The following is a 12,860-nucleotide window of genomic DNA, read 5'->3' on the forward strand; positions in this document are numbered from 1 at the left end:
CCGGGGCAGTCGACGTGCGCATAGTGACGGTTGGCCGTCTCATATTCCACGTGCGCGGTGTTGATCGTGATGCCGCGAGCCTTTTCTTCCGGCGCAGCATCGATGTCCGCATAGGCCATCGCCTTCGCGCCGCCGGCCTTGGCCAGCGTCATCGTGATCGCCGCCGTCAGCGTCGTTTTGCCATGGTCAACGTGACCGATCGTGCCGATGTTGCAGTGCGGCTTCGTGCGTTCGAACTTTTCCTTGGCCATGGCCAAACTCCTGATGGCCCGGGTTGAGGGGCGCGATGCTGATCAAAAAACCTGGAGCGGGTAGACGGGATCGAACCGACATCCTCAGCTTGGAAGGCTGCTGCACTACCATTGTGCTATACCCGCGCGGAGACTGCGGAAGTTCTTTGGGAACGCCGCAGCCGGTTCCTCTCCGTCGTCCTGATCCATCGTATCCGATAAGGCGCGTGGTGGGGGAAGAAGGACTCGAACCTTCGAAGCTTACGCAGGGGATTTACAGTCCCCCCCCTTTGCCACTCGGGACATTCCCCCAGCGCGCCTTGTCGAACCGATGGACCCCTCGTTCCGCCCTTAATCAAGCGGGACGAAACAAAAGCCTTCGGCTTGTCGCCTCCTCTAGGATAGAGGGGGCGCCCAGACCCGAAAGCCCTTGGGGCTCCAAATCGGAGGGCGTCTTATAGTGTCGTCGAAAACAGAACGCAACGACCGTAAAAGCGGTAAAAAACCAATCTTTGGAGGCCGGGCTTCCGGGCCCCGCGAAAAGGGCCAAAAGCCCGTGGCGCAAGGGTTTTCCGGACGCGAGGACGCGCCCCGTCCGCCCCGTTCGCCTGATCGGGGCAAGGCGGACGCCGATAATTTTCTCTGGGGGCGTCACCCGGTTTTGGCTGCGCTGGCGAATCCCGCGCGTCGAGGCATGGGCCGTCTTCTGGCCACGCCGGATCGCGCCGCAGAGATCGAAGAGGGCAAATTGGCCCATGGCCACAAGATCGAGGTCGTGGACGCCGTCGCCCTGAACCGGATGCTGCCCGCCGGCGCCGTCCACCAGGGCCTGGCCTTCAAGGTCCAGCCGCTGGAAGGCGTGTCGCTGGAGGAATTGGCTGAACCGGCTCAGGGCGTCATCGTCATGCTGGACCAACTGACGGACCCGCAGAACGTCGGCGCCATCTTCCGCTCGGCCCTGGCCTTCGGCGCGCGCGGAATCATCGTGCAGGACCGCCACGCCCCCGCCCTGGCCGGCGCCCTGGCCAAGGCGGCCGTCGGCGCCACCGAACGCCTGCCCCACGCCCGGGTGACGAATCTGTCGCGCGCATTGGAACGGCTGGCGGATCTGGGCTGGCGCGCCGTGGGTCTGGACGGAACGGGCGAACAGACGCTTGAAGAGGCCTTGGACCGCCAGCCGACCGTTCTGGTTATGGGATCCGAGGGCGACGGCATCCGGCGACTGGTCGCCGAACACTGCGACGTCCTGGCCAAAATCCCCATGCCGGGCGGATTCGAAAGCCTGAACGTGTCCAACGCCGCCGCCGTCGCACTTTATGAAGCGGCGCGCGCGCAACGCGGCTGACAGACGGTCGCACCGGCGTTAAGGAGCGGACATGGAATTCCTCTCTTCTCCCGAACTCGCAAGCCAGGCCACGGCGCTTGGCCAAGTCCTGCTGATGGATCTGGTCCTCGCCGGCGACAACGCCGTCGCTGTGGGCCTGGCCGCCGCCGCCCTGCCCCAGGAACAGCGCAAGAAGGCCATTCTGATCGGCCTGGCCGCCGCCGTCGTCATGCGCATCGGCTTCGCCCTGATCACGGTCCAGTTGCTGGCCCTGGTCGGTCTGCTGCTCGCCGGCGGGCTATTGCTGCTGTGGGTCTGCTGGAAGATGTGGCGCGAACTGCAGGAGCAGCGCACCCACGACCAGGCCGAGGCCGAAAAGGAGCTCGAGCTCGCCCTGAGCATCGAGCACGGCAAGGGACCCTCGCCCGAAGAACTGGGGATCAAGCGCAAGTCGTTCGGCGCCGCCCTGCTTCAGATCATGATCGCCGACATCACCATGTCGCTGGACAATGTGCTGGCTGTCGCCGGCGCCGCCCACGACCATCCTTGGATCATGGTCTTCGGCCTGATCCTGTCGATCGCCCTGATGGGCCTGGCCGCCACCTACATCGCCAAGCTGCTGCACCGTTATCGCTGGATCGGTTACGTCGGTCTGGTCGTGGTCCTGTATGTCGCCATCCACATGATCTGGGACGGAGCCCGTCAGGTGGTGGTCCGCACCGGCAATATGGATGAGTTCAACGCCTCGGCCCCGGCCTTCATCGAGATCAGTCCCGAGGAGGCCGCCAAACACTTGGGCCAGAAGCGCACCGAGACCAGCCCAACCCCGGCTCCCGCCGAACCGACGGCGCCCGCAGCATGACGGTCGCCGCCGTCACGGTCGAGGAAGCCGCCGTCTGGCTGCAATCAGGCGAGGCGATCCTGATTGACGTGCGCGAGCCTGACGAGTTCGCCGCCGCCCGAATCGACGGCGCGATCCTGGCCCCGCTCAGCCAGATGCCCGCCGCCTGGGAGGCGCTGGACCTGCCGGCTGATCGGAAGATCATCGTCATGTGTCTGAAGGGCGGCCGCAGTCATCAGGTCTGCGCCTTCGTCGGCCCCACCGGCCCTGAAGGCCAGCCCCTGTTCAACCTGACCGGCGGCATCCAGGACTGGCATGCGGCAGGTTTGCCGGTGGTGGTCGCGGAGTAGTTTTCATCCCGCCTCCCCTGCGGGATGTTGGATGAATCAGGTGTGCTCCGCCCCGCCGAACCGTTCGGACCATTCCGCCACTTGGGCGTCCTCGATCTTGGCGAACAGTACGCCTTGAGCGGCCACCGTCTGACCGACGGCCAGGCGGTTCAGCACAGCCTCGTCGGCGCCCGGCCAGCTCAGGTCGGTCGCGCCGACCGAAGCCGCGATCTTCTCGGCCGAGAAAGGCAGGATCGGCGCGGCGAGCCGCGCGAACAAGGCCACCAGATTCAGACCGGTCCGCACGCCCACCGCCGCGCGGTCGCGATCGGTCTTCAGCGCCGTCCACGGCGCCGCGACCTGAAGATATTCGTTGCCCAGCACCCAGACGGCGCGCAGGGCCTGGGCCGCCTTGCGGAACTCCATGGCCTCGAACTGTTCGGTCGCCTCGGCAATGCCGGCCTTGATGTCGGCTTCCAGCTGGATCTCGACCGGTCCGGCCTCGCCGCCCTCAGGCACCACGCCGTCGAACTTCGACTCGGCGAACTTGACGATCCGGTTGACGAAATTGCCCAGCACATCGGCCAGGTCCTTGTTGGTCGAGGCCTGGAAATCTTCCCAGGTGAAGGCCGAATCCGCGTGCTCCGGCCCGTAGGCCGTCAAGCGCCAGCGCCAGTAGTCCGCCGGCAGCAACTCCAGCGCCTGGTCCATGAAGACGCCGCGCTTCTGGCTGGTCGAGAACTTGCCGCCGTACCAGTTCAGCCAGTTGAAGGCCTTCAGCTGGTCCACGGTCTTCCACGGTTCGCCCGAGCCGATGATGGTCGCCGGGAAGGACACGGTGTGGAAGGCGACATTGTCCTTGCCCATGAACTGGACATAGCGGACGTCCTCGGCCCCTTCGTCCAGACGCCACCAATCGCGCCACGAACCACCGGTCGCCTCGGCCCACTCCTCGGTCGCGGCGATATATTCGATAGGGGCGTCGAACCAGACGTAGAAGACCTTGTCCTCCATGCCGGGGCGCGGGAAGCCGTCCTTCAGCACCGGCACGCCCCAGGCCAGGTCGCGGGTGATGCCCCGGTCGATCAACCCCTCGTCCAGATGCTTGTAGGCGATGGACTTGGCCAGCACCTGCCAGCCGGTCTTGCCGTCGACCCAGGCCCGGATCTGGGGCTCGATCTTGGTCTGCAACAGATAGAGGTGGCGGGTGTCGCGCACCTCAAGGTTCTTGGAGCCTGACACCGACGAATAGGGATCGATCAGATCGGTCGGGTCGAGCAAGCGTCCGCAGTTGTCGCACTGGTCGCCGCGCGCGCCGACATGGCCGCAGTGCGGGCAGGTCCCCTCGACATAGCGGTCGGGCAGAAAGCGCGCGTCGTCGATCGAATAGATCATCCGATCCAACCGCTCCTCGATCAGGCCGTTCTTCTCCAGCGCCTCGGCGAAATGCTGGGTCAGGCGATGGTTCTGCGGGTTGGACGACCGGCCGAACCAGTCATAGCTCAGGCCGAAGGCCTGACCGGCGGCCTTCTGGATCTCGTGCTGTTCATCGCAATAGGTCCGCACGTCCTGGCCGGCGGCGGCGGCGGCGAGCTCGGCCGGGGTGCCGTGCTCGTCGGTAGCGCAGATATAGAGGACCTCATGACCCTGGGCCCGCTTGAACCGCGCCCAGACGTCGGCCGGCAACATCGAGCCCGCCAGATTCCCCAGGTGCTTGATGCCGTTGATGTAGGGCAGCGCCGAGGTGATGAGGATGCGGGCCATGATCGTCCAGGAGTTCGGGGAAGCGCAGGGATATAGAGCGGCGAGGCCGTTTCCTCAAACGCCTTGCGGCAGACGGCGCGCAATACGGATGAAACGCCCCGTCAACAGAGTCGAGGACGCCAGGCTGGCGATCACCACCGCCCAGACTAGGCCGTCGATTCCCATCCGGTGCGCCAGCACCCAGCCTAGCGGCATCATCACGGCGCCATAGGCGGCGAAATGCATGATGGTGGGCCACCAGACATCGCCCGCCGCCCGGTTCGCCTGGGCCGCCACGACCTGGATTCCGTCCGCGACGAAGAACAGGGTCGCCAGAACCAGGGCCGGCGCGGCGATGGCCAGCAGGGCCGGATCGCGGTTATAGGCCCCGACGATCAGATGCGCGCTGGGCCAGACGATCAGAGCGACCATCAGGGTCAAGGCCATCACCACCCCGAGCCCCACCAGCCCGGCCCGCAAGACCCCGCGGCTATCCCCCGCGCCATAGCTGCGCCCCACCAGCACCGCCGTCGCCGACGACAAGCCCATGGGCAGCATGAAGACGATGGCCGAGACATTCAGCACCACAGCCCAGGCCGCCGTCTCCGCCGTGCCGATCTGGCCTGCGAAGAAGGTGAATCCCGAAAACGCCCCGACCTCGATGAAATACGACGCGCCCGCGCCCAGCCCGACCTTGACCTGTTCACGCGCCGCCTTGGGATCACGCTCGGGCTTGTCGAATATGCCCAGCGACCGCGCCTCTGGCAGGCGCAGAATATAGACCACCAGGAAGATGGCCAGCGCCGCCCGCGCCCCGAACGTCGCCCAGGCCGAGGCGAAGGCCCCGTCGAAGCCGAGGCCCAGCAGATCGGGCACCAGCACGATGTTCAGCGCCAGATTGACCCCGTTCGCCACCCACATGGCGACCATCCCCGGCTTGGGCCGCCCCAGAGCCTCAAGGAAGAACTGCCCCGTCACGGAGATCAGATAGAAGGGCATGGACAGGGCGAAGACCACCAGAGCCGGCCCTGCCCCTTCGGCCAGTCCGTCCTCCAGCCCCAGCTTGCCCAGGCCCCAGGGGCCGATGGCGATCAGGGCGATCATCGAGACGACCCCAATCTGCAGCGAATAGGTCAGGCCCCGGCGCAGCACCGAGCCGACCGCGTGCCGACGCCCTTCGCCCAGCATCCGCGCCGTCATCACCTGCACGCCCAGCATCAGGCCGACCGCCGTCGTCACCACGATCGAGGTCGGCGCCCAGGCCAGGGAGTGGAAGGCTAGTTCCCGGCTGGAGAAGTTGCCCACCACTATGGCGTCGGTCAGACCCATGGTCATGATGCCGATCCGCGCCAGGATGACCGGCCAGGCCAGGTGCAGCAGGTCGTGGAAGGCGGAACGGGTCTGGGAGCTGAGCGCGATCATCGGAGGCGGCACAGGCCATGCGCGCGGGTCCGGGTCAACTCCCAAAAACTGTGGGAGTTTGGGGCTACCAGGCGCCCAGTTCGCGAAGCTGCCGCACCAGTTCCTCCGGCGCCTCTCCCGCATCCAGTTCGGCCAGGTCCGCCGGCGCGTCCTTGGGCTCGAAATAACGCCAGCCCTGGAAGGGCCGACGCGCCATCGGGGCGGTGCGGATCACCTGGGGCGCAAGGGTGATTTCGCAGCGGCTCTGCTTACCCTCGCCCAAGGTGGCGATGTCCAAAACGGGCTGGCGGCAGACGATCACGCCCTTCACCACCCAGTACAGCGATCCGCCGTCCTCGATCTCCGGCGCTCGCTTCGGCGTCATGCGCGTATGAACGACCAAGGGCCCGCCCTTGGCGACGCGAGTCTCCAGCCATTCGACGTCCGGCACCCCGACGCCCAGTTTGATCATGTGAAGCGGCATGGCGCCCACGTAGTCTCCCTTAGACGCCTTGGCCACATTCTTTAATCTGTGAACGTTATCGGTGATCGTGCGCGTCGCTCCACCAGACGCCACGGGACCAGTATGTACGGATTGATCACACGTCTAACGGCGTACCCTGGCCGCCGCGACGAACTTGCGCTTCTGCTGATGGACCCCGCCGTCAGAAAACATGGCTGTCATTCCTATATCGTCGCGCACGATCTGGCCGACGACGACATCCTCTGGGTCACGGAAGTCTGGGTCGATCAACCGACCCATCAGTCGTGGAGCGAAGGTCTGCGCGAAAGCGGCGCCTGGCGTCCGATCTACGGCTTGATGGCCAAGATGGACGATTCGATCCAGACGCGACCGCTGGGCGGTCTCGGGCTTTAGTCCGCCGCCTTCACCACCGCCAGAACGGCCGCCTCCACCACCTGATCCCCGACGGTCGCCACGCTTTCGACCACACCGTCGAAGGGTGCGGTCAGGGCGTGTTCCATCTTCATCGCCTCCAGCACCACGACCGGCTGGCCCTTAGTCACGGCGTCGCCGGCCTTGACCGGGGTGGCGACGATCTTGCCGGGCATGGGGGCGCGGAGGGAGCCGTCCGAGACAGCGCCCGTCCCGCCGACCGTCGCCGCGCGATAGGGCGTCACCCGCCGCGCCTCACCGTCGATGAACAGGACGAAGCCGTCCTCGACCGGCTGATAGCCGAACAGCCGGTCCCCGGCCTGAACCTGATCGAAACCGACCTGGGCGGTCAGCCCGCTCGCCCCGCGCCAGCCCGTCTCGACCGGCGCGACGTCGCCCGACACGCCCTGCCCATCGATCTGAGCCCAAACCGTCGTCCGGGCGGACGCGTTCAGCCGCACCCCGTAAGACAGGCGCGGCTGGCCGCCCCAGGGGCTGAAGGGATCGGCGCGGGTCTCGACCGTCTCCGCCGCTGCTTCCGCGATCAAAGTCAGGGCCGCCAGGGTCGCCTCGGCGCTCTCAACCGGCTGCAACGCCGCTTCTTCCGCCGCAATGAACCCCGTATCCACGTCCCCCGCCACAAAGCGCAGATGGTCCAGGCAGCGTTTCAGGAAGCCCGCATTGGTCTTGACCGGCCAGACCTCGACCTCGCCCGCCGCCACAGCCAGACGCGCCGCCGCCGCCTCGCGCGTGTCTTCATGCACGATCAGCTTGGCGATCATCGGGTCGTAGAACTGGCTGACCTCGCCGCCCTGTTCCACGCCGGTATCGACGCGGATTCCTTCGGGCATGACGAAATGCTCCAGCCGCCCGATCGACGGCAGGAAGCCGTTGGCCGGATCCTCGGCGTAGAGGCGCGCCTCCATGGCCCAGCCGTTCAGCTTGATGTCGTCCTGTTTCAGCGGCAGGGGCTCGCCCGCCGCGACCCGGAACTGCCATTCGACCAGATCGACGCCGGTCACGCTCTCGGTCACCGGGTGCTCGACCTGCAGCCGGGTGTTCATCTCCATGAACCAGATCCCGTCCGCCTTCAGCCCGTCCGAGGCGTCGGCGATGAACTCGATGGTCCCGGCCCCGACATAGTTGACCGCCTTGGCCGCCTTGATCGCCGCGCCCGTCACGGCGGCCCGCACGGCCTCGCTCATGCCCGGCGCCGGCGCCTCTTCGATCACCTTCTGGTGGCGGCGTTGCAGGGAACAGTCCCGCTCATACAGGTGCACGACATCGCCGTGCCGGTCCCCGAACACCTGCACCTCGATATGGCGCGGCCGGGTGATGTAGCGTTCGATCAGCACCCGGTCGTCGCCGAAGGCCGCCGCCGCCTCGCGCCGGGCGCTGGCCAGGCCGGCGGCGAAGTCGGACGGGTCGTCCACCCGCTTCATCCCCTTGCCGCCGCCGCCCGCGACCGCCTTGATCAGCACCGGATAGCCGATCCGCGCCGCCTCGGCCGTCAGGGTCTCTTCCGACTGGTCCGCGCCCTGATAGCCCGGCGTTACCGGCACCCCGGCCTCGATCATCAGCGCCTTGGCCGCGTCCTTCAGGCCCATAGCCCGGATCGACGCGGGGTCGGGTCCGATCCAGATCAAGCCCGCCGCCGCCACCGCCTCGGCGAACTCAGCGTTCTCGCTCAGGAAGCCATAGCCAGGGTGGATCGCCTCGGCCCCCGTCGCCCTTGCCGCAGCCAGCACCTTGGCCCCATCCAGATAGGATTCGCGCGCCGCCGCCGGGCCGATCAGCACCGCCTCGTCCGCTTCGCGCACGTGCAAAGCCCTGACGTCGGCTTCGGAATAGACGGCGACGGTGCGTATTCCCATCCGCTTGGCGGTACGGAAGACGCGACAGGCGATTTCGCCGCGATTGGCGACAAGGACGGACTTGAACATGCCGAAGTCTTAGCGAGACGCGGCGGCTGTGTCTTCACCTCCCCGTCGGCGAAGGCCGACGGGGAGGACAGATCGCGTAGCGATCAGGAGGGGGCGACTCGGTCTCTGACAGACCTGCGCCTTCACCACCCCTTCGCCCCCTCCTGGCGACCCGTGGCCGCCGGTCCTCCCCGTTCGCCTTCGCGAACAGGGAGGTGAAGTTTCCGCCGCCATCCGCTATCCCCTCCCCCATGTCCCTGCGCCCCCTCTTCGTCACCCAGGTCTATGAGGCCTCTCTCGCCGACAGCCGTGGCTGGACCGACCTCAATGAACAGTTGATCGACGTCGTCCGCATGATGGCCGAGGAGGACGCGGCCGGCCGTCGTTGGTGCCGCGACAACGCCTATCGCGGCTACACCTCCTACGCCTCGCTGAACGACTTGCCCCAGCGCTTCCCCGAGTTCGCCGATCTGAAGCGTCACCTCGACCGCCACGCCCTGGCCTATGCTGAGGCCCTGAACTTCGATCTGGCGCGCAAGCCGCGCCTCGACAATCTGTGGGTCAACATCCTCAAGCCGGGCGGCGGCCACACCGGCCATATCCACCCCCACGCCTATCTGTCGGGCACCGTCTATATCGACGTCCCGGACGGCGCCTCGTCGCTGAAGCTGGAAGACCCCCGCCTGCCCTTCATGATGGCCCGCCCCGGCGTGACCGACGACGCCCCCGAGGCCGAACGCCCCTTCGTCTATCTAAGGCCCCAGGCCGGCACGATCCTGATGTGGGAAAGCTGGCTGCGGCACGAGGTCCCGACCAACCAGGCGAAATCAGACCGTATCTCGATCAGTTTCAACTACGCCTGAGCGATGATCCTCGGTCTCGCCCGCAGCCATGCCGCCTCGCTGGGTTCGGCCTACGGTCTGACTTCGCTGGCGCATTTGTCAGGCCAGCTCTATCCGCTGATCACCGCCTTCGCCATCGACGGCGTGCTGCGCGGCGACTTCCGGCCGATCATAGCCTTAGGGGCCTGGCATCTTCTGATGATGGCGCTCGAGGTCGCGGCGAAGATGTACGACACCCGCGTCTTCACCCGCGTCTATGCCGACCTCGCCGGCCGGTTTGTCGAACGCGCCCATGCCGATGGCCTCCCGCCCAGCTTGATCACCGCCCGCGCCATCCTTTCTCGTGAGTACGTGGACTTCCTGGAAAAGGACGTCCCCGGCGCCTTAACCTCAGCCATCGGCCTGATCACGGCGATGGCGGTGCTGATCTCGCTGGATCATGTCGTCGGCCTCATCTGCCTGGGTCTGATCCTCCCCCTGACCATCGTCAACATGGGGCTTGGGAAACGCGCCGTCGCCCTGAACCGCGGGCTGAACGACCGGTTGGAACGCGAGGTCGCCCTGCTCGGGCGGGGTCGACCGACGACCGTACGCCGCCATTTCGAGGCCGTGGCGCAGTGGCGAATCCGTCTCTCGGATTCCGAGGCCCGCGCCTTCGGCCTGATGGAGCTCAGCGTCATCGTCCTGATCGGCGCCGCACTTTGGCGGCTGTCGCTCGGCGACGCCGTCCAGGCGGGCGCCGTCTATGCGATCTTTTCCTACGTCTGGCGGTTCGTCATCGCCCTGGATCAGGTCCCCGCCACTGTTCAGCAGATCGCCAAGCTGAAGGATCTAGACCGGCGCATGAGCCAGGCCGCGACGTCGGAATGACCGAGCGCCCTCGCCTTCCGGACGGACCTGAGCCCGTCTACGCGCGAGCCGGCAAACGACCTTAGACGAACGCCGAAGCGACATTGAACCATTGCGGAAACTTAATCCGCGACGACCGCACGCAGCCTTGTGGGAACCGCGTTCTCACGCCAAGCTCGCCTCATGGAAACCGTCATCGAAATCCGCGGCCTCACCAAGACCTATGGCACGGTGAAGGCCCTGGACGGCCTGACCCTGTCGATCCCGCGCGGCGGGGTCTATGGCATCCTCGGCCCCAATGGCGCCGGCAAGTCGACCCTGTTCCGCACCCTGTTGGGGCTGATCCGCCCGACCGAGGGCGAGGCCACGGTCATGGGGGGCCGGATCGGCGATCCGGCGGCGACGCGGCGGATGGGCTCGATGATCGAGACGCCCCGCTTCCCGCCCTTCATGACCGCGCGTCAGGTCCTGGTCTGGCTGGGCCACGCCCACGGCGGCGTGGCGACTGCGGATATCGAGGCCTGGCTGAAGCGGGTCGGCCTGACCGAGGCGGCGGACCGCCGGGTGCGCGGCTTTTCGGTCGGCATGCTGCAACGGCTGGGCGTGGCGGCGGCCCTGATGACCAAGCCGGATCTGGTCATTCTGGATGAACCCACCAGCGGCATGGATCCGCCCGGCATCCAGGAGATGCGGGCCCTGATCCGCAGCCTGGCCGACGACGACGGCGTCACGGTCATCCTGGCCAGCCACCAGTTGCAGGAGGTCGAGCGCGTCTGCGACCGCGTCGCCATCTTCAACAAGGGCAAGGTGATCACCGAAGGGCGGGTCTCGGACCTGACGGCATCGGGCGAACGCTTGCGCTTGTCGGTCACCCCCCTGGCCAAGGCCATGGCGGTGCTGGGCGACCGTGCGACGCTGGACGGGGACGTTCTGGTGGCCAACGTGCCGCGCACCGAAGCGGCGGCGACGATCCGCGCCCTGGTCGAGGCCGGGGTCGATATCGAAGAGGCCAGCTGGATCGGCGCCGATCTGGAAGACGTCTTCATGAGCGAGACCGGCTGGACCGGCGTGCAGGGCACGCCTGCGAAGGGGACCGACCATGCTGGTTGATGCACTGAAATCCGAAGCCTATCGCATCTCGCGGAATCGCACCGCGATCTTCTGCAGCGTCCTGCTGACGCCCCTTCTCATCATCGTCGGCGGCTTGATCTATCTGCTCATGACCAAGGCCAAGGGCGACGCCCTGGCGGCCAAGGCCAATCTGCCGGTCGAGCTGGGGAATCAGCCGGTCAATCTGGCCGAGGCCTTCGGCTTTGCGGCCGGCAACGGCGCCAACGGCGTGCTGCTGGTCTTCATGCTGCTGGCGGCGGCGGCGGTCTATGCCGGCGACTATCGCTGGGAGACCTGGCGTCTGATCAGCGCCCGCAACGGCCGTCCGTGGCTCCTACTGGGCAAGATCGGGGTGATGAAGGCCCTGGCCATGATCGCCATGCTGACGACCCTGGTCGCCGCCTTCATCTATTTCATCTCCCAGGCCCTCGTGACCGGTCGGCCGATGAGCTTCGACCTGACCGACTTCAAATTGGTCGAGTTCCTGCTCACCTGGCTGCTGTCCTATATCCGCATCGTCCAGTACGGCCTCATCGCCCTTCTGGCGGCGGTGGTCAGCCGGTCGCTTCTGGCCGCCCTGTTCGTGCCCTGGGCCCTGGGTTTCGTCCAGACGATCCTCGGAGGACCGCTGATGCCCATTCTCGGGTGGTCGCCCGCAGACTGGGCCTCCCAGTTGCTCATGCCCGGCCTGGCCTATGACACGCTGAAGGCGGCGGTGTCCCCCGGCCCCATGCCCCTGCCGGATGGCGTGGTTGCCAAGGCGATCACCAGCTTGGTCCTGTGGTGCGTCGTGCCGGTCGCGGCGTCTACCGCCTGGTTCCAACGCCAGGATCTGTCCAAGGAATAGTCGTCTGCGGACGCCGGTCAGTTCTCCAGCGAAAACTCGACCGGCGTCCGCATCTCGATCCGCGCCCCCGGCACGCCCGCCGGGGGACGCGGCACCGGGCTGGCCCGCGCCAGCATCGCCAGCGCCTCTTCATCCAAAGCCGGTACGCCCGAGGCCGCGACGAGGCGAGACGAGATCACCCGCCCCTCCCGGTCAATGACGAACCGCACCGTAACCGCACCCGTCTGGCGCAGTCGCTTGGCTCCGCGCGGGTAGATCTTGTGCGCCTCCAGATGGGCGCGAACACGGGCGCCGTAGGCGTCGCCTTGAGCGCCGCTCAGCGACACGGGGGCGTTCACGGTTCCGCCGGCAGGCGGAGCGGGCTTGGACGGCGCCGCGACCGCACTGGGTGGGGCGTCGGCTGAGCGTCCCGCCGACGGCGGCGGAGGCGCGCTCTCGGCGGCAATGGGACGCGCGGGCGTCGGCGCCGCCGCCACCTTGACCTCCTGCGGCCGCCACACGATGGGGTCCGCCGCTGGAACGGGGGC

The 12,860-nt window shown here is 67.0% G+C and carries 14 protein-coding genes and 2 tRNA genes; 8 read left to right on the forward strand and 8 right to left on the reverse strand.

The window, feature by feature from the left end; genetic code table 11:
• From PKE72_RS07090 to PKE72_RS07100, 3 genes are all read right to left on the reverse strand, one after another.
• A partial coding sequence (locus PKE72_RS07090) for a GTP-binding protein (protein WP_271163909.1) occupies positions 1-251 on the reverse strand: 251 nt, incomplete at its 3' end.
• Positions 252-303: 52 nt separating this feature from the next.
• Positions 304-377 (reverse strand) — tRNA-Gly (locus tag PKE72_RS07095).
• Between the two features lie 81 nt (positions 378-458).
• Positions 459-542: transfer RNA gene (locus PKE72_RS07100), tRNA-Tyr, on the reverse strand.
• Between the two features lie 148 nt (positions 543-690).
• Here PKE72_RS07100 and rlmB point away from each other — a divergent pair.
• From rlmB to PKE72_RS07115, 3 genes are read left to right on the forward strand one after another with little or no spacing between them, the layout of a single operon-like run.
• On the forward strand, positions 691-1,575 hold the full coding sequence (gene rlmB, locus PKE72_RS07105) for a 23S rRNA (guanosine(2251)-2'-O)-methyltransferase RlmB (protein ID WP_271164699.1): 885 nt from the start codon (positions 691-693) through the stop codon (positions 1,573-1,575).
• A gap of 31 nt (positions 1,576-1,606) precedes the next feature.
• Positions 1,607-2,416 (forward strand): YjbE family putative metal transport protein, encoded by an 810-nt coding sequence (locus PKE72_RS07110; protein WP_271164700.1) that lies wholly within the window; start codon positions 1,607-1,609, stop codon positions 2,414-2,416.
• Positions 2,413-2,745, forward strand: coding sequence for a rhodanese-like domain-containing protein (locus PKE72_RS07115; RefSeq protein ID WP_271164701.1), 333 nt, complete (start codon positions 2,413-2,415; stop codon positions 2,743-2,745). The genes PKE72_RS07110 and PKE72_RS07115 overlap by 4 nt, the downstream gene beginning before the upstream one ends.
• A 36-nt stretch (positions 2,746-2,781) precedes the next feature.
• Here the strand turns inward: PKE72_RS07115 and metG are convergent, their stop codons facing one another.
• From metG to PKE72_RS07130, 3 genes are all read right to left on the reverse strand, one after another.
• Positions 2,782-4,488: a methionine--tRNA ligase gene (gene metG / locus PKE72_RS07120; RefSeq protein ID WP_271164702.1), complete on the reverse strand. Its 1,707-nt coding sequence runs from the start codon at positions 4,486-4,488 to the stop codon at positions 2,782-2,784.
• 54 nt (positions 4,489-4,542) lie between these two features.
• Positions 4,543-5,889 (reverse strand): MATE family efflux transporter, encoded by a 1,347-nt coding sequence (locus PKE72_RS07125; protein ID WP_271164703.1) that lies wholly within the window; start codon positions 5,887-5,889, stop codon positions 4,543-4,545.
• A 64-nt stretch (positions 5,890-5,953) separates the two neighbouring features.
• Positions 5,954-6,352 (reverse strand): DUF1489 family protein, encoded by a 399-nt coding sequence (locus tag PKE72_RS07130; protein ID WP_271164704.1) that lies wholly within the window; start codon positions 6,350-6,352, stop codon positions 5,954-5,956.
• Positions 6,353-6,454: 102 nt separating this feature from the next.
• On the opposite strand from PKE72_RS07130, the gene PKE72_RS07135 reads away from it, so the two are divergent.
• Positions 6,455-6,745, forward strand: coding sequence for a putative quinol monooxygenase (locus PKE72_RS07135; RefSeq protein WP_271164705.1), 291 nt, complete (start codon positions 6,455-6,457; stop codon positions 6,743-6,745).
• Here the strand turns inward: PKE72_RS07135 and PKE72_RS07140 are convergent.
• The gene (locus PKE72_RS07140) at positions 6,742-8,706 is read right to left on the reverse strand and encodes an acetyl/propionyl/methylcrotonyl-CoA carboxylase subunit alpha (RefSeq protein WP_271164706.1); all 1,965 of its coding nucleotides are present in this window, start codon (positions 8,704-8,706) and stop codon (positions 6,742-6,744) included. The genes PKE72_RS07135 and PKE72_RS07140 overlap by 4 nt on opposite strands.
• A 230-nt stretch (positions 8,707-8,936) precedes the next feature.
• On the opposite strand from PKE72_RS07140, the gene PKE72_RS07145 reads away from it, so the two are divergent.
• The 4 genes from PKE72_RS07145 (at position 8,937) to PKE72_RS07160 (ending at position 12,333) form a co-directional block, all read left to right on the forward strand.
• Entirely contained in the window at positions 8,937-9,548 is a 612-nt protein-coding gene (locus PKE72_RS07145) for a TIGR02466 family protein (protein ID WP_271164707.1), read from the forward strand.
• 3 nt (positions 9,549-9,551) lie between these two features.
• Positions 9,552-10,397: an ABC transporter six-transmembrane domain-containing protein gene (locus tag PKE72_RS07150; protein WP_271164708.1), complete on the forward strand. Its 846-nt coding sequence runs from the start codon at positions 9,552-9,554 to the stop codon at positions 10,395-10,397.
• A 162-nt stretch (positions 10,398-10,559) separates the two neighbouring features.
• A complete protein-coding gene (locus PKE72_RS07155; protein WP_271164709.1) occupies positions 10,560-11,486 on the forward strand; it encodes an ABC transporter ATP-binding protein in 927 nt (308 codons plus the stop codon).
• A complete protein-coding gene (locus tag PKE72_RS07160; RefSeq protein WP_271164710.1) occupies positions 11,476-12,333 on the forward strand; it encodes an ABC-2 transporter permease in 858 nt (285 codons plus the stop codon). The genes PKE72_RS07155 and PKE72_RS07160 overlap by 11 nt, the downstream gene beginning before the upstream one ends.
• Before the next feature lie 17 nt (positions 12,334-12,350).
• On the opposite strand, the gene PKE72_RS07165 is transcribed toward PKE72_RS07160, so the two are convergent.
• Positions 12,351-12,860 (reverse strand): energy transducer TonB (locus PKE72_RS07165; protein ID WP_271164711.1); only part of this gene is annotated, 510 nt, incomplete at its 5' end.

Origin of the sequence: Brevundimonas intermedia, assembly GCF_027922165.1 — a bacterium.
GTDB classification, from domain to species: domain Bacteria; phylum Pseudomonadota; class Alphaproteobacteria; order Caulobacterales; family Caulobacteraceae; genus Brevundimonas; species Brevundimonas intermedia.